Origin of the sequence: Amycolatopsis speibonae (assembly GCF_042647925.1) — a bacterium.
GTDB classification, from domain to species: domain Bacteria; phylum Actinomycetota; class Actinomycetes; order Mycobacteriales; family Pseudonocardiaceae; genus Amycolatopsis; species Amycolatopsis speibonae.
In genome coordinates this window covers 177266-195853 of the sequence record NZ_JBHRWK010000044.1, presented here as the reverse complement: position 1 = coordinate 195853, position 18588 = coordinate 177266, and the positions used below count along the sequence as shown (strand labels likewise).

Genomic DNA, 18588 nt, shown 5'->3' with positions numbered 1-18588 from the left:
TGGTGAGGGCCAAAGCAGAAGGAGAAGGCGAAGACGGTGGCGAGGGACTATTACGGCATTCTCGGGGTTGCGAAGAACGCGACGGATCAGGAGATCAAGCGCGCGTACCGCAAGATGGCCCGGGAACTGCACCCCGACGTCAACCCGTCGGAAGACGCCCAGCATCGCTTCGGCGAGGTGACCACCGCCTACGAGGTGCTGTCGGACCCGCAGAAGCGCAAGGTCGTCGACCTCGGCGGGGACCCGATGGACGGCGGTGCGCGCGGTGGCGGCGGCGGAGACCCGTTCTCGGGCTTCGGCGGCCTCGGCGACATCATGGACGCCTTCTTCGGCGCGGCCGGAGGTGGCGGCGGCCGCGGCCGTGGCCCGCGCAGCCGCGTGCAGCCCGGCTCCGACGCGCTCATCCGCCTCGGCCTGACGCTGGAGGACTGCGCCACCGGCGTCGACCGCGAGATCACCGTCGACACCGCCATCGTCTGCGACCTGTGCCGCGGCGCCGGCGCGGCCGAAGGCACCGGCACCAAGACCTGCGACACCTGCGGTGGCGCCGGCGAGGTCCAGTCCGTGCAGCGGTCCTTCCTCGGCCAGGTCGTCACAGCCCGCCCCTGCCCGGTCTGCCGCGGCTTCGGCGAGGTCATCACCGACCCCTGCCGCCAGTGCGGCGGCGACGGCCGTGTCCGCTCCCGCCGCAACGTCACCGCCAAGATCCCGCCCGGCGTCGGCGACGGCATGCGCATCCGGCTCTCCGGCCAGGGCGAGGTCGGCCCCGGCGGCGGCCCGGCCGGCGACCTGTACGTCGAGATCGACGAGGCACCGCACGAGGTGTTCGTCCGGCAGGGCAACGACCTGCACTGCAACTTCCGCATCCCGATGACCACCGCCGCCCTCGGCGCCACGGTGCCCATCGAGACGCTCATCGACGGCGACTACGAACTCGACATCGAGCCGGGCACCCAGCCCGCCACCGAACTCGTGCTCACCGCCAAGGGCATGCCGCGACTGCGGTCCTCCGGCCGCGTCGACGGCCGCGGCGACCTGCACGTCCACATCGACGTCGTCGTACCGACCAAACTCGACGACGCCCAGCGCGACCTCCTCGTCGAACTGGCCCAGCAGCGCGGCGAAGACGTACCTTCGCTTTCTTCGAACGGTTCCAAGCCCGGCGGGCTGTTCTCCAAGCTGCGCACCAAGAACCACCGGTAACCCGTGCCCGAGACGACACTGCCGGTCTTCCTCGCCGACACGCTGCCCGCCTCCGGGCGCACCACGCTCGACGGCGAGGAAGCCCGGCACGCCGCCACCGTCCGGCGGCTGCGCGTCGGCGAACGTCTCGTGCTTTCCGACGGCGAAGGCGGCATGGCGCGCTGCGTCGTCGAAGCCGTCCAGGCAGGCCGGGACGCGGCACTCACCCTCGCCATCGAAGAACACTGGACCGAGGAACCACCCGCACTGCGCGTCCTCGTCGCCCAGGCGCTCGCCAAAGGCGACCGCGGCGAACTCGCCGTCGAACTCGCCACCGAGGCAGGCGCCGACGCGATCGTCCCCTGGCGCGCCGCCCGCAGCGTCGCCCGCTGGGAAGAAGGAACCCGCGGCGACAAAGCCCTCACCCGCTGGCGCACCACCGCCCGCGCCGCCGCCAAACAAGCCCGCCGCGCCCACCTCCCCGAAGTCACCGAACCCGCCACCACCCGCGAACTCGCCGAACTCGCCCAGACCGTTTCCCGCGCCCTCGTCCTCGAATCCGGCATCACCACCCGCCTCACCGAGATCGAACTCCCCGCACAAGGCGACATCCTCCTCATCGTCGGCCCCGAAGGCGGCATCACCGACGAGGAACTCACCACCCTCACCGACGCCGGCGCGACCGCCATCCGGTTGGGCCCCACCGTTTTGCGCACCTCCACCGCCGCCGCCGTCGCCCTCGGCGCACTCGGAGTTCTCACCGACCGCTGGAAGTGAAAAAACACCCCACTAATTTGCGGCCGGTTATGGCGCGATCACGCAAACAGCCGTTACTCTCGTTAACTGACGCGCAACACACGGTTTCGGCGCGCCACTGGGGATGAAACCCAGTCGCGCGCGTGAATCCCCGCCGGGCACCTCCCCCCTCGGTCCGGCGGAGCCGCGGCGGCGGTGGGCCGACCCCCAGGGCCCACCGCGCCGCGGCGTCTTCATTTGGGGCTTCGCAAGTTCGCTTCGCTCATTGCTGCGCCCCAAATTCCGCGCCGCGGCGCGGTTCCGCGTAGTACCCGGGGGGCCGAGCCCCCCGGACCCCCACGGTGCGGTCGGCGGCGGTTGGCGGCCGGGAGACTAAGTGAAGCGTCCGGTGGCGGTTGGTCTTCGGTATCGGCGTAGGGCCTGGCGGCCCTCGCCTGGTGAGGGGAAGGCGTGACTCGCGAGATCTGGGGCTGATCGTGCGGGTGCGGGTGGGGGATAGGGTGGGGGGATGAGTGACGCGGAGACGTTGTTCGAGCGGATCATCGCGGGCGAGATCCCGTCCGACAAGGTTTATGAGGACGCGACGACGTATGCGTTTCGGGACATAGCGCCGCAGGCGCGGGTCCATGTGCTCGTGGTGCCGAAGAAGCGGTACCGGAATTTGGCCGAGTTGGCCGCCGGTGATCCGCAACTCCTTGCCGACATGGCCCTGGCGGCTCGTGAGGTGGCGGTCGCCGAGGGGATCTCGGAGTCCGGGTATCGGGTGGTGTTCAACACCGACGGTGACGCTGGGCAGACGGTGTTTCACGTGCACGCGCATGTGCTTGGTGGCGAGCAGCTGGGGCATTTCGGCCGCTGAAGGTCACGAGCCGGAGAAACCGGACTGCGTGCCGCCACCCGCAACCAGTAGCATCGACCTTGTCAGTGTCGTTGAAAATCGCAGCGTAAGCGCAGGAAGTAGGCCAGAGGCCACGTGGCCGGAACCGTACCGGGTGAAGCCGCCCGACCCGACGTTCCCGCGGACGTCACCCCGACGAAGGCCGACGAGGCCGCCGTCACCGAAGCGGCCCAGTCCCGATTCCCCATCCCCGACGCCGCCGCGCTCAGCCTGCTCGGCTCGAGGGACGAAAATCTCCGCGTCGCCGAAGAACTCCTCGCCGCCGACGTCCACGTCCGCGGCAACGAGGTCACCCTGACCGGCGCCCCCGCCGACGTCGCCTTCGCCGAACGTGTCTTCGCCGAACTCGTGACGCTCGCCGGCCGCGGCCAGCAGGTCGACCCGGCCACCGTCCGCCGCACCGTCGGCATGCTCACCACCGGTGACTCCGAATCACCGGCCGAAGTGCTGAGCATGAACATCATCTCCCGGCGCGGCAAGACCATCCGGCCCAAGACGCTCAACCAGAAGCGCTACGTCGACGCCATCGACAAGCACACGATCGTGTTCGGCATCGGCCCCGCCGGTACCGGCAAGACGTACCTCGCCATGGCCAAGGCCGTCCAGGCGCTGCAGGCCAAGCAGGTCAGCCGCATCGTGCTGACCCGGCCCGCGGTCGAAGCAGGCGAGCGCCTCGGCTACCTGCCGGGCACGCTCAACGAGAAAATCGACCCGTACCTGCGCCCGCTCTACGACGCGCTGCACGACATGGTCGAGCCCGAGTCGATCCCGCGGCTGATGCAGGCGGGCACCATCGAGATCGCGCCGCTCGCGTACATGCGCGGCCGCACCCTCAACGACGCCTTCATCATCCTCGACGAAGCGCAGAACACCACGCCGGAACAGATGAAGATGTTCCTCACCCGGCTCGGGTTCGGCGCCAAGATCGTCGTCACCGGCGACGTCACCCAGGTCGACCTCCCCAACGGCCAGAAGAGCGGCCTCCGGGTGGTCCGGGACATCCTCGAAGGCGTCGAGGACCTCCACTTCGCCCAGCTCACCAGCCAGGACGTGGTGCGCCACAAGCTCGTCGGCGACATCGTCGACGCGTACGAGAAGTGGCAGGCCGTGCAGGACAGCCAGGACCAGGGCCGTCAGAACCAAGGCAGTGGCTGGAAAGGGCAGCGGAGATGAGGACTGAGCGCCCGTTGCCCGAGTTGACCAAGGCGCGCGCGTTTCCGGCCGAAGGCCTCGCTAATGCGGAGGCAGGCCGAAGGTCTGTCTACGGATTAGCGGTCGCGCGCAGCATCGGGGATGAAAAATGAGCATCGAGATCGCCAATGAATCGGGCGTGAACGTCGACGAGACCTCGATCGTGTCGGCCGCGCGGTTCGCGCTCGACAAGATGGAGGTCAGCCCGCTCGCCGAGCTGTCCATCCTGCTCGTCACCCTCGAGGTGATGGAGGACCTGCACGAACGGTGGATGGACCTGCCCGGTCCCACCGACGTGATGGCCTTCCCGATGGACGAGCTCGACTCGTCGCGCCGCCCCGACGCGCCCGACGCCTCACCCGCGCTGCTCGGCGACATCGTGCTCTGCCCGGCGTTCGCGAAGGACCAGGCCAAGACGGCCGGGCACGGGCTGATCGACGAGCTGCACCTGCTCACCACGCACGGCGTGCTGCACCTGCTCGGCTACGACCACGCCGAACCCGCCGAAGAACGCGAGATGTTCGGTCTGCAGAAGCGGATCCTCGGCGAGTTCCAGGCGGCCGTCTCCGCGCACAATCGCCGCGACGCGCAGCGCACCGCGGACGACAGGCTCCTCGGCACCGCCGGTCTGGACACCGCGCCCGCCGAAGAACCCCCCGCCTAGTCATGGGTAGTCCCACGGCCCTGCTGCTCATCGCGATCGCGTTGATCCTGCTCGCCGGGGTGTTCGCCGCCGCCGACGCGGCGGTCAGCACGGTCTCCAAGGCCCGGGCCGACGGTCTCGTCCGGCTCGGGCGCCCCGGCGCGCGCCAGCTCGCGCTGGTCATCGCCGAACGCCGCCGTCACATCAACCTGATCCTGCTGCTGCGGATGACCTGCGAGCTGACCGCCACCGTGCTGGTCACCGTCGACATCCTCGGCTGGATCCGGCCGCTGTGGCTCGCCATCGTCGTCGCCGCGGGAGTGATGGTCGTGGTGAGCTACGTGCTCATCGGAGTCGGCCCGCGCACCCTCGGCCGCCAGCACCCGTACCGGATCGGCCTCGTCGTCGCGGGCCCGGTCCGCGTCCTCGGGTCCATCCTCGGCCCGCTCAGCAGGCTGCTGATCGTCCTCGGTAACGCCATCACCCCCGGCCAGGGCTTCCGCGAAGGCCCGTTCACCTCCGAAGTCGAGCTGCGTGAACTGGTCGACCTCGCCCAGGAACGCGGCGTCGTCGAGGAATCCGAACGCGAGATGATCCACTCGGTGTTCGAACTCGGCGACACCGTCGCGCGCGAGGTCATGGTGCCGCGCACGGAGATCGTCTGGATCGAGCACGACAAGACCGTGCGCCAGGCGCTCGCGCTGGCCCTGCGCACCGGGTTCACCCGGCTGCCGGTGATCGGCGACTCCGTCGACGACGTCGTGGGCGTCGTCAACATCAAGGACCTCATGCCCGCCTACATGGCCGAGGGCGGTTCGCGGCGGCTGGTCGAGGAGCTGATGAACCCGGCGAGCTTCGTGCCGGACTCGAAGCGGCTCGACGACCTGCTCAAGGAGATGCAGGTCTCGCACAACCACATGGCCATCGCCGTCGACGAGTACGGCGGCACCGCGGGCCTGCTCACCATCGAGGACATCCTCGAGGAGATCGTCGGCGAGATCACCGACGAGTCCGACACCGACGAGCGCCCCGAGGTCGAGGAACTCGAGAACGGCGCGGTCCGCGTCTCGTCCCGGCTCTCGATCGACGACCTGGGCGAACTGTTCGGGATCGACCTCGAAGACCACGACGTGGAGACCGTGGGCGGGCTGCTCGCCGAGCGACTGGGTAGGGTCCCGCTGCCGGGGGCCGAAGCCGAGGTCGCCGGACTTCGGCTGTTCGCCGAAGGCGGTAAGGACCGGCGCGGGCGGATGCGGATCACCACGGTGGTCGTCCACCCCGCCGACGCGGACGCGGTGACCGACGCAGCCCAGGGCAGGCGCCGCACCCGGGTCCCGCAGCCCGATGAAAGTGACAGGAGTGTCGAACATGCCTGAGCTGGACGCCGAGGACGAGAAGCTGGTGACCCTGGCCAGGTCCGCGCGAGCCCGCACCCAGGCCGCGGAAGGCGCCGCGCTCCGCGACACCGACGGCCGCACCTACGCGGCGAGCACGGTCGACCAGCCGTCGTTCAAGCTCACCGCGCTGCAGGCCGCCGTCGCCGCCGCCGTTTCGAGCGGAGCCGAAGGAATCGAAGCCGCCGTCGTGGTCAGCGCCGAAGGTCTGCTCAAGGAGGCGTCCGTGCACGCGGTGCGCGACATCGCCGAAGAGGCGCCCATCTATCTCGCCGACCCCAGTGGCAAGGTGCTGAACTGATGACCGAGCCGCACCGTTCCGGTTTCGCCTGCTTCGTCGGGCGGCCCAACGCGGGCAAATCGACGCTGACCAACGCGCTCGTCGGCAGCAAGGTGGCGATCACCTCCAGCAAACCGCAGACCACCCGGCACGCCATCCGCGGCATCGTCCACCGCGACGACGCCCAGCTGGTGATCATCGACACGCCGGGCCTGCACCGGCCGAGGACGCTGCTCGGCGAGCGGCTCAACGACATCGTCCACTCGACATGGTCCGAAGTGGACGTTGTCGGGCTTTGCGTGCCCGCCAACGAAAAGGTCGGTCCCGGTGACCGGTTCATCGCCGCCGAACTGAAGAAGATCGCCAAGCGCACTCCCGTGATCGGCATCGTGACCAAGACGGATCTCGTGAAACCCGAACAGGTCGCCGAGCAGCTGCTCGCCCTGCAGGAGGTCATGGAGTTCGCCGAGCTCATCCCGGTGTCCGCTGTGGACGGTTTCCAGGTCGGCGCGCTCGCGGACCTGCTGGTGCGTCACCTTCCCGAAGGTCCCCAGCTGTATCCGGGCGGTGAACTCACCGACGAGCCCGAGCAGACGCTGGTCGCCGAGCTGATCCGCGAGGCCGCGCTGGAGGGTGTCCGGGACGAACTCCCGCACTCGATCGCCGTCACCGTCGAGGAAATGCTGCCCCACGAGGGCAGGGACGACATGATCGACGTGCACGCGTTCCTTTATGTGGAAAGACCGAGTCAGAAGGGCATCATCCTCGGGCACAAGGGTGAGCGCCTGAAGGACGTCGGCGCCCGCGCCCGGCAGCAGATCGAAGGCCTGCTCGGCACGAAGGTCTACCTCGATCTCCACATCAAGGTAGCCAAAGAGTGGCAGCGCGACCCCCGTCAGTTGCGACGGCTGGGCTTCTGACTTAACGGAATGTCTCGATTCGGTCGCGGAGACCGGTTGATGGTGTGGAACCGGACGGGTGACCTTAGAGTCTCATTCCTCGACTCCGGTGATCGCTGATCGGGCGGCGGCGCGCGGGGCGATTTCCACATCTCATTCGTGAAGGGAAAGCGGTAAATGACCGACAACCAGGGCCTGCCCAACTACTCCGGCGACCCTCAGGGCGGTGGCGGCTTCAACAACCCCGGCCCGCCGCCCAACAACAACCTGGTGTGGGCGATCCTCACCACGATCCTGTGCTGCCTGCCCTTCGGCATCGTCGCGATCGTCAAGTCGAACCAGGTGAACACCCTCTGGGCGCAGGGCCAGCCCGCCGCCGCGCAGGAAGCGGCCGACGCCGCCAAGAAGTGGTCGATCATCGCCGCGATCGTCGGTGTCGTGCTCGCCATCCTGTACGTCGTCCTCGTCGTCGTCCTGGGCGTCTTCGCGGCTTCTGTGGACGTGAACAACTACCGCTGACAGCGGTGATCGAGGGGGAGACCTCATGACCGACCAGTACCCGAACTACCCGCCTCCGGGCGGGCCACCGCCGCAGCAGCCGTACTACGGCGGCATGCCGAACTACGGTCCGCCGCCGGACAACAACCTGGTGTGGGCCATTCTCTGCACGGTGTTGTGCTGCTTGCCGCTGGGTATCGTGGCGATCGTGAAGTCGAGCCAGGTGCAGACGTTGTGGGCGCAGGGTTTCCACGCCGAAGCGCAGAAGGCCGCCGACGACGCGAAGAAGTGGTCCATGTGGGGAGCGATCGCCACCGGCGGTCTTTTCCTGCTGTACATCATCTTCATCGTCGTGATGGTCATCATCGGCGCGTCGGCGGGAAGCTTCACGCCGTGACGACGTCCGTCTACACGGGATTCCCGGCGCGCGGGTTCAAAGCACGGACCCGCGCGCTGGGACCGCCCCTCGCCGTCGCCGCCGGCGCCGCGGCGGGCTGCGTCGTCCTCTGGCTGGGCGATCCCACCACCCCGGGCGGGCCGCTTCCGGTCTGCCCCACCAAAGCCCTGCTGGGCATCGCGTGCCCCGGCTGCGGTGGCATGCGCATGGTCTACAGCGCGCTGCACGGGGACATCCCCGCCGCGCTGCACTACAACGCGGTGTCCTTTGTGGTCCTTCTGCTGCTCGTCTGGAGCACCGTCGCCTGGGCTGTCGGCAGGCTCCGCGGCCGTTCGGTGGACAGCTGGCTGCACTGGCGCTGGACACCGCTCGCGTTCGGCGTCGTGTTCGTCGTGTGGTTCGCCATCCGTAACCTGCCCTTCGCCCCGTTCACCTCGCTGTACGTCTGAGTGCCGGGCCGAGCCCCGGATCGTCGGTGGCACCGAGTACGCTCCCGCGCACCGGTCTGCTCGGCGTGCACCCATGCCGTACATTCAGCCCGGTTCGCCGCACGAGGCCCCGTGCGCCAGGGGCAGAGGAACCAGCGAGGGGATTTCGATGACCACTCCCTACGGCCAGCAGCCGCCGGGACAGCAGCCGTCACCCGGATCCGGGCCCCCGCCGGGGGGCGGGCAGCAGCAGTCACCGCAGCCGCAGCAGCCGTTCGGACAGCCGCCATCGGGAGAGCAGCCCTCGCCGTTCGGGCAGCAGCCTTCACCGGGTGATCAGCCCTCGCCCTTCGGCCAGCAGGCCGCCGGTGAGCAGCCGTCATCGCCGTTCGGGCAGCAGCCGCAGCAGCAGTCGCCCTTCGGGCAGCAACCCCAGCAACCGCAGCAGCCGTTCGGCGCGCAGCAACAGCAACAGTCACCGTTCGGGCAGCATCCCCAGCAGGCGTCGCCGTTCGGCCAGCAGCCGGGCCAGCCTTCGCCGTTCGGGCAGCCGGGCCGGCAGGCGCCGTTCGGCCAGGCCACCCAGTTCGGCCCGCAGACCGACTACGCCCACTGGGGTCTGCGCGCGGCCGGAACCCTGATCGACTTCGGTCCGATCGTCGTGCTCCCGATCATCGGCTCCATCATCTCCGCGACGGGGTCCTACACGGTCGGCATGATCATCGCCGGTCTCGGGTACCTCGCAGGACTCGGCTGGACCATCTACAACCGGTGGATCCAGATGGGCACCACCGGCCAGTCGCTCGGCAAGAAGATCATGAAGATCAAGCTCGTCCGCGAGAGCGACGGCCGGCCGATCGGCCCGCTGATGGCCTTCGTCCGGGACCTGTGCCACAACCTGGACGGCTGGGTCTGCGGCCTCGGTTACCTCTGGCCGCTGTGGGACCCGAAGAAGCAGACGTTCGCCGACAAGATCCTCAGCACCGTCGTCGTCCCGGGCGAAGCCGACGCCGCGCCCGCTTCGGCGCCGTTCGGCCAGTCCCCGGGATTCCCGGCGCCGCCCTCGCCTTCGCCGTCGTTCCCCGCGCAGCCCTCGCCGTTCGGTCAGCAGCAGCCGCAGCAGCCGTTCGGCGCGCAGCAGCCCCAGCAGCAGCCGGGTCAGTTCGGTCAGCAGCCGCAGCAGCCCTCACCGTTCGGTCAGCCGTCGCAGCCGTTCGGGCAACAGCCGCAGGGAACCGCGGCGCCGTCCCCGGAGTCCCAGCCCGGACCGGGCTTCGGCGAGCCGGAGCCGACCCAGGTGCTCCGCCCTGGTCAGCCGCCTCAGCAGGCACCGTCCGGGTTCGCCGAAGCCGAGCCGACGCAGAAGATCACGCCGGAGCAGCTGAGGCAGCAGTCGCCCGGTGGTGCGGACGGGCCGAACGGGCCTGGAACGCCGCAGCAGTAAGGAAAGACCGGCGGGATCCACCCGCCGGGAAGCGCGACGACAGTGGGGAACCCGATGACGAACCCGTACGGCCAGCAGCCCGGATACGGCCAGCAGCCGCCCTATGGCCAGCAGCCTCAGCCCGGATACGGACCTCCGTCCGGTGCCACGCCCTCGCCGTACGGCCAGCCCTCCGGTGCGACGCCCGCACCGTACGGTCAGCCTTCGGGTGCGACCCCCATGCCGTACGGTCAGCCGGCGCCTTATGGCCAGCCTTCTCCCTATGGTCAGCCCGCGCCCTACGGCGCTCCGGGCGGCATGCCCGGTGGCGGCGACATCAACTCGATCCCCGACTACAAGGGCTGGGCGATCGGCTGCATCTTCCTCTGCTGGATCATCGCGATCTTCGCGATCATGAAGTCCAACGAGGTCAACACCTACAAGATGCAGGGCAACTACGCCGCCGCCATGGACGCGTCGAAGTCGACGAAGACCATGTGCCTGATCGCCTCGATCATCGGCGGCGTCGGCTGCCTGTTCTCCATTCTCTGGATCATCCTGGCCGCCGCGACGGCGTTCTAGCTCTCACCCTAAAGAACAACGAGGACCATTCACCATGACCAACCCCTATGGCCAGCAGCAGCCCTACGGACAGCAGCAGCCCGGCTACGGGCCGCCTTCCGGTGGCATGCCCGCTCCCTATGGCCAGCCTGCCCCCTACGGCGCGCCGTCTCCCTACGGTGCGCCGGGCGGCATGCCCGGTGGTGGCGGCGACATCAACGCCATCAAGGACTACAAGGGCTGGGCGATCGGCTGCATCTTCCTCTGCTGGATCATCGCGATCTTCGCGATCATGAAGTCCAACGAGGTCAACACCTACAAGATGCAGGGCAACTACGCCGCCGCCGCGGACGCGTCGAGGTCGACGAGGACCATGTGCATGATCGCTTCGATCATCGGTGGTCTCGGCTGTCTCTTCGCCATCGTGATGATCGTGATCTCGATCGTCGCGGCCGCGTCCGTGCCCAGCTGCTACGGCCGCTACTGCTGATTCCGGGGCGCGCCACCCCGATGTCGGTCCCTGGTGGGACGATGTCGGGGTGGTGAACCTCTATCGCGACACCGGAGTGGTGTTGCGGACGCACAAGCTGGGTGAGGCCGATCGGATCATCACCCTGCTCACGCGGCGGCACGGCAAGGTCCGTGCGGTCGCGAAAGGCGTGCGTCGGACGTCATCGCGCTTCGGCGCGCGGTTGGAGCCGTTCGGCCACGTCGACGTCCAGTTCTACACCGGCCGCTCCCTCGACGTGATCACCCAGGTCGAGACGGTCGACGCCTTCGCGTTACCGCTGGTGGCCGACTATCAGCGCTACACCGCCGCCAGCGCCATCGCCGAGACGGCGGACCGGTTGTCCGCCGAAGAGGGCGAGCCGGTGCTCAAGCTCTACATGCTCGTCGTCGGAGCCCTTCGGGCGCTCGCGGGCGGCGAACGGGACAGTTCCCTCATCCTCGACGCCTTCTTCCTGCGGGCCATGGCCTACGCGGGGTGGGCGCCCGCGATCACCGAATGCGCCCGCTGCGGCCTGCCGGGACCGCACAAGGCGTTCAGCGTGTCGGCCGGCGGCTCGATGTGCCCGGATTGCCGGGTTCCCGGCTGTGTCCATCCTTCGCATGAGGTCCTGACCCTGCTCGCGGCGCTCCTGCACGGCGAGTGGCCGGTGGCCGAAGCGTCGCTGCCCGTGCCGCGACGGGACGCGTCCGGCCTGGTCGCGGCGCATCTGCAGTGGCATCTGGAGCGTCAGTTGCGCTCGCTGCCGCTGGTGGAGAGGCGTGCGCGGGAGAGCGCCACCGGAGCGCAGTAGGGTCGCAGGCACAGGTTCACTCGATCAGGAGGCTCGAAGGTGCTGCGCAGGGGACGCGAGAACAAGGCGTCACAATTCGAACTTCGCGCGCCGGAGCCGCATGAGTCCGGTGCCCGGCCGCCGGAGATCCCCAAGGAACTCCTCCCGAAGCATGTCGCGCTGGTCATGGACGGCAACGGCCGCTGGGCCAACCAGCGAGGACTGCCGCGGATCGAGGGCCACAAACGCGGTGAAGCCGTGATGATCGACGTCGCCAGCGGTGCCGTGGAGCTGGGCGTCAAATGGCTGTCGGTGTACGCGTTCTCCACCGAGAACTGGAAGCGGAGCCCGGAAGAGGTCCGCTTCCTGATGGGCTTCAACCGCGACACCATCCGCCGCCAGGTCGACTACCTCGGCTCGATCGGCGTCCGCATCCGCTGGGCGGGCCGCCGCCCGAAGCTGTGGGCGAGCGTCATCAAGGAACTGCAGGTCGCCGAGGAGAAGACCAAGGACAACACGGCGCTGAACATGACCATGTGCGTCAACTACGGCGGCCGTGCCGAACTGGCCGACGCGATGAGCAGGATCGCCAAGGACGTCGCCGACGGGAAGCTGAACCCGGACAAGGTCACCGAGAAGACCATCGGGAAGTACCTGTACCAGCCCGACATGCCCGACGTGGACCTGTTCCTGCGGCCGTCGGGGGAGCAGCGGACGTCGAACTTCCTGCTCTGGCAGTCGGCCTACGCCGAGATGGTCTACCAGGACACGCTCTTCCCGGACTTCGACCGCACCCACCTGTGGCGGGCGTGTCTCGAGTTCGCGAAACGGGACCGCCGGTTCGGCGGGGCCATCGACCAGGCTTCGGAAGGAACCTCATGACGACCGAAGCGGCGGACACGGCGGCTTTGCTCACCGCGGCGCGAGAAGCCCTTGAGCGCTATCTCGAAGTCCACGTCGACGACGACGGCGCACTGACCTTCTCGCACGCGGACGTCCCATGCGTCATCCAGGCGACCCGGCTGGCCGAAGGGCTGACCGTGCTGAGCCTGACCTGCGTCGTCGCCTGGGATCTGCCGGACGACCCGGCGATCGCGGCCTCGGCGGCGGAACGCGCCGGGCAGGGCCTGTTCGGGACGCTCGGTGTCGTGCGTTCGGAGAAGGGCATCGACATCACGCTGAGGTACGCGTTCCCGGCCGAGGGCATGGACGCCTCGCCGCTCGGGACGCTGCTCATGCTGGTCGTGTCGACCGCTTCGCAGCTGCGCTCCGACTTGCTGGGCAGCGCCACCGGGGACTGACCGCCGGGACTCTGGGTCACCTGGCATCATTTCGCGCATGGAAACCATTTCCAAGAGCGCCCCGGAGAAGAAGCCGGTCCGGCGGTTCAAGATCACCTCGATCGAGGTGCTCTGCGCGATCCTGCTGATCGCGATCCTCGGGCAGAGCTGGCTTCAGCAGGTGTTCGACGTGCCCGCGCTGCGGACCGGCTCGACGGTGTTCGTCGCCGTCTGCGTACAGGCGCTGCCGTTCTTGGTGCTCGGAGTGCTGATCAGCGGCGCGATCGCGGCGTTCGTGCCCGCGCGGGTGCTGGAGAAGGTGCTCCCTCGCCGGGCCGGCGCGGCGGTCGGTGTCGCGGGGCTGGCCGGGGTCGCCCTGCCGGGGTGTGAATGCGCTTCGGTGCCCGTCGCGCGGCGGCTGATCGGCCAGGGTGTCGCGCCCGCGGCCGCGCTGACGTTCCTGCTGGCCGCGCCCGCGGTGAACCCGGTGGTGCTGGTCGCCACGGCGGTGGCGTTCCCCGGGAACCCGGAGATGGTGTTCGCCCGGTTCGCCGGTTCGCTCGCCACGGCGATGGTCATGGGCTGGCTGTGGGCGAAGTGGGGCAAGCTCGACTGGATCGCGGAGCGGGCGCTGCGGCGCATGCCGGACGTCCAGCACGGTTCGCGCTGGAAGACCTTCGCCGAGACCGCGCGGGCGGACCTGGTCGAGGCAGGCGGGTTCCTCGTGCTCGGCGCGATGATCGCCGCCGCGATGAACGTGCTGGTGCCCGCCAGGTGGTTCGGCGTGCTGGGGGAGCAGATCGTGCTCGGGGTGCTGGTGATGGCCGTGCTCGCCGTCGTGCTGGCCCTGTGCAGTGAGGCCGACGCCTTCGTCGCCGCGTCGCTGACCGCGATGCCGCTGCTGCCGAAACTGGCGTTCCTCGTGGTCGGGCCCGCGATCGACGTGAAGCTGTTCGCCCTGCAGACCGGCACCTTCGGCAAGTCGTTCGCGCTGCGGTTCGCGCCGGTGACGTTCGTCGTCGCGCTGTCCTGCGCCGTCGTGTCGGGCGTGCTGATCCTGGGAGGTGGCGCGTGAAACGCGAGACCCAGAACATCCTGCTGATCCTGCTCGGCGGCGCGCTGCTCAAGATCACGATCAACGGCGACTACCTGCGCTACGTCAAACCCGCGCAGCAGCCGTGGATCATCGCGGGCGGCGCGATCATGGTCGCCCTGGGCGCGATCGCGATCCTTCGCGACCTGCTGGCCGCGCGGGCCACCGCCGCTTTGGAGGTTCACGCGCACGACCACAACACGCGTTCGGCCTGGCTGCTGATGGTGCCGGTGCTGGCCGTCTTCCTGGTCGCGCCGCCCGCGCTGGGCGCCGACTCGGTGAACCGGACCGAGGCCAGAGCGCCGCAAAGCGCCTCCGCGAGCAACGCGGCCGCCTTTCCGCCGCTGCCGGCCGGTGACGTGGTGCCGCTGGAGGTCAACGACTTCGTCAGCCGGGCGGGCTGGGACAAGAGCGGGACCCTGAACGGGCGCACGGTGCGGCTGTCCGGGTTCGTCGTGCACAACGAGGGCAACACGATGCTGGCCAGGATGGTCATCGGCTGCTGCGCGGCCGACGCCTACCCGATCACCGTGCGGCTGGTGGGCGAGGGCGTGTCGGGCTTCGGCGACGACACGTGGCTGGAGGTGACCGGGACCGTCGTGCCGGGTACGGCGGTGCGGGCGAACAGCTACATGCCGGACTTGACGCTCACTTCGGTACGGCAGGTGCCGGCGCCGAAGGACCCTTACGAGTACTGAGGCCTGGATGTCTCCGGCACGGGGCACGCGCCAGGCGTCAGTGGTTCGAGCAGGTCCCGACGATCTCCACGGTGTGGCTGATGTCGGAGAACCCGTGCTCCGAAGCGATCTTCTCGGCCCAGCGCTCGACGGCGGGCCCTTCCACCTCGACGGTGCTCCCGCAGAGGCGGCACACCAGGTGATGGTGGTGGTGCGAGGAGCAACGCCGGTAGATGGCCTCGCCGGTGTCGGTGCGCAGAACGTCGATCTCGCCGGCCTCCGAGAGCGACTGCAGCGTCCGGTACACCGTGGTGAGCCCGATGCCGTCGCCGCGTTTGCGCAGCTCGTCGTGCAGTTCCTGGGCGGAACGGAAGTCGTCGATCGCCTTGAGCAGCTCGACCACGGCGGCCCGCTGTTTCGTCGACCGGCGGCCCGGCACCGGCGCGGAACTGTTGGCCGTCGTCGGACTCATGCTCACTTCCCCTCCTGAACGTGGGCTACGGCGTCCACCACGATATGCGCAAGGTGATCGTCGACCAGCCGGTACACCACCTCGCGGCCGCGTCGCTCACCCTGTACGACACCCGCCGTCTTGAGCACCCGCAGGTGCTGGCTGATCAGCGGCTGCGCGACATCGAGTGTGTCCACCAATTCGTGTACGCACCTGTCCGCGTTACGCAGCTGCAGGACGATGGCGATGCGCACGGGCGCGGCGAGGGCCCTGAGCAGGTCTCCGGCGTCCGCGAGGGCGGCGGCCGAGGCCGACGCGGCAGGTTCGGCGAGGGGGCGGGCCGTCGAGTGCGGTCCGGCGTCTTCCGTGACGCCAGGGGCGGCAGAGTCCGGGGTCACCGTAGCCATCGCCGCCTCCATGTCCATCATGATTTCCGAAGTCATTGCCAGTAACAGTCGAGTCCATCTTAGTGTTCCCGCCCGGGTGGGTCTGTTCGCCGACCGGGCGACCACTTGGCGGCCACGTTACTGCTCCATTCGGGTGACTTCGCGAAGAAATGACCATTCCACTTCGCATGTGGTCGTCAACGGTGCAAGGTTGTCGCGAGGGCTGGAGAGGGCAGTGGGGAGACATGACTCGTTTCGTGACGAAGCTGGCCGCCGCGACGGCGGCCTTCGCTTTGGCGTCTGCCCCGGGGCTGGCCTCGGCGCAGACGACGCAGGCCGTCGATGAGAAGACCGGCCCCGTGTCGTTCGCGAACGTCGCGTCGGTGCGCATCGGGAACCCGGGATCGCTGATCACCGAGACCCAGCGTTCACCGCTGACGCCCGGCCAATCGAAACTCTCCCCGGATCGCATCGTCGTGCCCCGTGACGACGGCGAGCGGAATACCTTCGGCAAGAAATGGGACATCAACCTCGGCCGCTACGGTGCCGACAGCCCGTACCCGGCCGGGATCGCCAGCCGCGACCACAACGTGCTCGCCGCGCTGCAGCAGACCACCGTCCCGACAGCGGTCGCGGAGAGCAACTACGCCCTGATCGACAACGGGCGCGGCGGCGCGAAGCCCGCCGACAACACCGTGCTGGTACTCGAAGGCGCGAAGAGCACCGTCGACTGCAGTTCGCCGAGCAAGGCGACGTCGTCGACGAGCGTCGGCAAGATCTGGGTGCGGGACGAGAACGGCGCGCTGAAGCCGTCCGGCGCTTCGGGTGTCGACGTCAAGGGCCTCAAGCTCGGCCCGCCGTCGCTCGTCGCCAACGAGAGCCCCAGCAAGGACAAGACCACCTCCGACCTGACCGTGTCCCGGGTGACCGCTTTCGACCAGCTCATCCGGCAGAACGGCTGGCGCAACGGCGACGTGACCGCGGTGGCGGGCTGGAAGCTGGACATCGTCACGCACGTCCGCGACGAGGCGGGCAAGGATCTGCGCGAGGCCCGCACGACGATCGTGCTCGGCGGCGTGAGCTGCGCGATCCCGAAGAACTTCGTGGCGAAGCCCGCCGGTGGCACCGGACCGGGTGCGGCACCCGAGCAGCCGGCGGTGCCCGGAACGGTCCCCGCGGGCGGCATCCCGCCGCAGGTCGAGGACTCGACGCGGACCGTCGTCGGGCTCGGGCTGCTGGGCGGCGGCATCGTGATCGGCGTCGCGGCCATGCTGCTGTTCCGTCGTCGCAAGCCCGTTCCGGTGCGGGAGAAGTAGCGGCCTCGTGCGGACCTGGCCGGCGGGACTCGCCGCCGTCGTCTCCGCGCTCGCCATCTCCGCGGGCGTGATCGTGCTGACCTGGATCCCGCCGGAACCCGTTGTCCCGGTGGCGGAACCCGCGGTCATGCCGGGGGATGACGGCGCCCCCCTGGTGCTGCCCGCCGACACCGCGAAGCGCGGTCAGCGACCCGGCACCATCCGCCTGCCCGAAGGCGGATCGGCGAAGCTCGTCCGCTCCGAGGTCAACTCCGACGGCACCCTCCCGATCCCACGCGGGCTCGGCGACGCGGCCTGGTGGGGTGCGCGGCTCGGTGCCGAAGCGGGTACGGCGCTGATCTCCGGGCACGTCAACTGGGGCGGCGTCAAAGGCCCGTTCGACGAGCTGTGGCGGATGCGGGAAGGCCAAGAGGTGGGCGTCAGCGACGCGGCGGGCGGGATCTGGGTCTACCGCGTGCGCGAGGTCGTCACCGTGCACAAGAACGATCTGCCCGCGCAGGCGGCGAAGCTGTTCGCGCAGAGCGGGCCGCACCGGCTGGTGCTCGTCACCTGCGGTGGCGACTACCTCGGCGGGACCGACGGCTACCGGGACAACCGCGTCGTCGTCGCCACTCCCGTCTCCGGCCCGCCCGCCTGACTACCCGCCCGAAACGCGAGAAGTCGGTGCAACCCACTTGGGCTCGCGTCGCGTGTCTAGCGACACCGGCCGCTCCGGCGGCTTGACGCGAGCAAGGAGTAATACCCGATGGTGGGACAGTTTGACGTGGACGACACCGCCGCGGCGGGCGAGGAGCAGCCGAAGAAGCGCTCCAGCCTGGGGTGGATCCTCGCCTCCGCCGCGATCTTCGTGGTGGCGGCCGTGGTCGCCGTCCTGGTTTTCACCGGAAAGAGTGATCCGGTCGTCGCGGCCGCTCAGGACCAGGCGAACACGTCCGCGGGGCAGACGTCCGCGGAAGCCCCTGTCGAGACGGGCCAGGCCCCCGGCACGGTCAAACTTCCCGGTGGTGGCACGGCGAAACTGATCCGCAAGGAACTGACCGCCGACGGGACCCTCCCCATCCCCGAGGGCCTCGACGAAGCCACCTGGTGGGGCGCGAAACTGGGCGCCGACCAGGGCGCGTCCCTGCTTTCCGGGCACGTGAACTGGAAGGGGAAGAAGGGCCCGTTCGACGAACTGTGGCGGCTCAAGACCGGCCAGGAGGTCGCTCTCGTCGACACCGACGGCGGCAAGTGGGTCTACAAGATCAGCGAGATCGTCACCGTGCACAAGACGAAGCTGGCCGAGCAGTCGGAAAAGCTGTTCGGGCCGGACGGGCCGCACCGGCTGGTGCTGGTCACCTGTGGTGGCGAGTACGTCGGCGGGACCGACGGCTACGAAGACAACCGCATCGTCACCGCCTCGTTGGTCAGCCGGCCCTGACCACGGCCACCACCGAAGCCACCGCGACCCAGGTCTTTTGATCTTTTGAAGTCGCGGCTCTTTCGGCCTTCAGGCTCCGGGATCGCGATGGCAGGGCGACCTTTCACGACAACGGGAGTTGTTCTCGATGGCCGG

Annotated in this window: 24 protein-coding genes; 22 read left to right on the top strand and 2 right to left on the bottom strand. The window is 69.1% G+C overall.

Annotation, left to right across the window (positions count from 1 at the left end):
- Nucleotides 1–36: 36 nt before the first annotated feature.
- From dnaJ to ACFOSH_RS26960, 19 genes are all read left to right on the top strand, one after another.
- A complete protein-coding gene (gene dnaJ / locus ACFOSH_RS27050) occupies nt 37–1203 on the top strand; it encodes a molecular chaperone DnaJ (protein ID WP_378241875.1) in 1167 nt (388 codons plus the stop codon).
- Between the two features lie 3 nt (nt 1204–1206).
- Complete coding sequence (locus tag ACFOSH_RS27045) at nt 1207–1959, top strand: 16S rRNA (uracil(1498)-N(3))-methyltransferase (RefSeq protein ID WP_378241874.1); 753 nt, start codon at nt 1207–1209, stop codon at nt 1957–1959.
- A gap of 487 nt (nt 1960–2446) precedes the next feature.
- Nucleotides 2447–2797 carry a histidine triad nucleotide-binding protein gene (locus tag ACFOSH_RS27040; RefSeq protein ID WP_378241873.1) on the top strand — a complete coding sequence of 117 codons (351 nt, stop codon included), beginning with the start codon at nt 2447–2449 and terminating at the stop codon, nt 2795–2797.
- Nucleotides 2798–2911: 114 nt separating this feature from the next.
- A complete protein-coding gene (locus ACFOSH_RS27035) occupies nt 2912–4009 on the top strand; it encodes a PhoH family protein (RefSeq protein ID WP_378241872.1) in 1098 nt (365 codons plus the stop codon).
- Nucleotides 4010–4136: 127 nt separating this feature from the next.
- Nucleotides 4137–4691 carry an rRNA maturation RNase YbeY gene (gene ybeY, locus ACFOSH_RS27030; protein ID WP_378241871.1) on the top strand — a complete coding sequence of 185 codons (555 nt, stop codon included), beginning with the start codon at nt 4137–4139 and terminating at the stop codon, nt 4689–4691.
- 2 nt (nt 4692–4693) lie between these two features.
- Nucleotides 4694–6046: a hemolysin family protein gene (locus tag ACFOSH_RS27025; protein WP_378241870.1), complete on the top strand. Its 1353-nt coding sequence runs from the start codon at nt 4694–4696 to the stop codon at nt 6044–6046.
- Nucleotides 6039–6365, top strand: a complete 327-nt coding sequence (locus ACFOSH_RS27020) for a cytidine deaminase (RefSeq protein WP_378241869.1) — start codon at nt 6039–6041, stop codon at nt 6363–6365. Before ACFOSH_RS27025 ends, ACFOSH_RS27020 begins: the two co-directional genes overlap by 8 nt.
- Nucleotides 6365–7264, top strand: coding sequence for a GTPase Era (gene era, locus ACFOSH_RS27015; protein ID WP_378241868.1), 900 nt, complete (start codon nt 6365–6367; stop codon nt 7262–7264). The genes ACFOSH_RS27020 and era overlap by 1 nt, the downstream gene beginning before the upstream one ends.
- Nucleotides 7265–7420: 156 nt before the next feature.
- Nucleotides 7421–7762: a CD225/dispanin family protein gene (locus tag ACFOSH_RS27010; protein WP_378241867.1), complete on the top strand. Its 342-nt coding sequence runs from the start codon at nt 7421–7423 to the stop codon at nt 7760–7762.
- 25 nt (nt 7763–7787) lie between these two features.
- Nucleotides 7788–8138 (top strand): CD225/dispanin family protein, encoded by a 351-nt coding sequence (locus tag ACFOSH_RS27005; protein WP_378241866.1) that lies wholly within the window; start codon nt 7788–7790, stop codon nt 8136–8138.
- A complete protein-coding gene (locus ACFOSH_RS27000) occupies nt 8135–8587 on the top strand; it encodes a DUF2752 domain-containing protein (protein ID WP_378241865.1) in 453 nt (150 codons plus the stop codon). The genes ACFOSH_RS27005 and ACFOSH_RS27000 overlap by 4 nt, the downstream gene beginning before the upstream one ends.
- Before the next feature lie 148 nt (nt 8588–8735).
- Nucleotides 8736–10010: an RDD family protein gene (locus tag ACFOSH_RS26995; protein ID WP_378241864.1), complete on the top strand. Its 1275-nt coding sequence runs from the start codon at nt 8736–8738 to the stop codon at nt 10008–10010.
- 54 nt (nt 10011–10064) lie between these two features.
- Nucleotides 10065–10571: a CD225/dispanin family protein gene (locus tag ACFOSH_RS26990; protein WP_378241863.1), complete on the top strand. Its 507-nt coding sequence runs from the start codon at nt 10065–10067 to the stop codon at nt 10569–10571.
- A gap of 34 nt (nt 10572–10605) precedes the next feature.
- Nucleotides 10606–11040: a CD225/dispanin family protein gene (locus ACFOSH_RS26985; RefSeq protein ID WP_378241862.1), complete on the top strand. Its 435-nt coding sequence runs from the start codon at nt 10606–10608 to the stop codon at nt 11038–11040.
- Nucleotides 11041–11089: 49 nt separating this feature from the next.
- Nucleotides 11090–11851, top strand: a complete 762-nt coding sequence (gene recO, locus ACFOSH_RS26980; RefSeq protein WP_378241861.1) for a DNA repair protein RecO — start codon at nt 11090–11092, stop codon at nt 11849–11851.
- A 39-nt stretch (nt 11852–11890) separates the two neighbouring features.
- Nucleotides 11891–12712 carry an isoprenyl transferase gene (locus tag ACFOSH_RS26975; RefSeq protein WP_378241860.1) on the top strand — a complete coding sequence of 274 codons (822 nt, stop codon included), beginning with the start codon at nt 11891–11893 and terminating at the stop codon, nt 12710–12712.
- On the top strand, nt 12709–13131 hold the full coding sequence (locus tag ACFOSH_RS26970) for a hypothetical protein (protein ID WP_378241859.1): 423 nt from the start codon (nt 12709–12711) through the stop codon (nt 13129–13131). Before ACFOSH_RS26975 ends, ACFOSH_RS26970 begins: the two co-directional genes overlap by 4 nt.
- 37 nt (nt 13132–13168) lie before the next feature.
- Entirely contained in the window at nt 13169–14185 is a 1017-nt protein-coding gene (locus tag ACFOSH_RS26965; RefSeq protein WP_378241858.1) for a permease, read from the top strand.
- Nucleotides 14182–14901: a TIGR03943 family putative permease subunit gene (locus ACFOSH_RS26960; RefSeq protein ID WP_378241857.1), complete on the top strand. Its 720-nt coding sequence runs from the start codon at nt 14182–14184 to the stop codon at nt 14899–14901. The genes ACFOSH_RS26965 and ACFOSH_RS26960 overlap by 4 nt, the downstream gene beginning before the upstream one ends.
- Before the next feature lie 37 nt (nt 14902–14938).
- Here the strand turns inward: ACFOSH_RS26960 and ACFOSH_RS26955 are convergent, their stop codons facing one another.
- Nucleotides 14939–15352 (bottom strand): Fur family transcriptional regulator, encoded by a 414-nt coding sequence (locus tag ACFOSH_RS26955; protein WP_101606092.1) that lies wholly within the window; start codon nt 15350–15352, stop codon nt 14939–14941.
- Nucleotides 15353–15354: 2 nt separating this feature from the next.
- Nucleotides 15355–15738 carry an ArsR/SmtB family transcription factor gene (locus ACFOSH_RS26950; protein WP_378241856.1) on the bottom strand — a complete coding sequence of 128 codons (384 nt, stop codon included), beginning with the start codon at nt 15736–15738 and terminating at the stop codon, nt 15355–15357.
- A 224-nt stretch (nt 15739–15962) separates the two neighbouring features.
- On the opposite strand from ACFOSH_RS26950, the gene ACFOSH_RS26945 reads away from it, so the two are divergent.
- From ACFOSH_RS26945 to ACFOSH_RS26935, 3 genes are all read left to right on the top strand, one after another.
- On the top strand, nt 15963–17033 hold the full coding sequence (locus ACFOSH_RS26945) for a hypothetical protein (RefSeq protein ID WP_378241855.1): 1071 nt from the start codon (nt 15963–15965) through the stop codon (nt 17031–17033).
- Between the two features lie 7 nt (nt 17034–17040).
- The gene (locus ACFOSH_RS26940) at nt 17041–17670 is read left to right on the top strand and encodes a class F sortase (RefSeq protein ID WP_378241854.1); all 630 of its coding nucleotides are present in this window, start codon (nt 17041–17043) and stop codon (nt 17668–17670) included.
- Nucleotides 17671–17778: 108 nt separating this feature from the next.
- Nucleotides 17779–18453 carry a class F sortase gene (locus ACFOSH_RS26935; protein WP_378241853.1) on the top strand — a complete coding sequence of 225 codons (675 nt, stop codon included), beginning with the start codon at nt 17779–17781 and terminating at the stop codon, nt 18451–18453.
- Nucleotides 18454–18588: the final 135 nt, after the last annotated feature.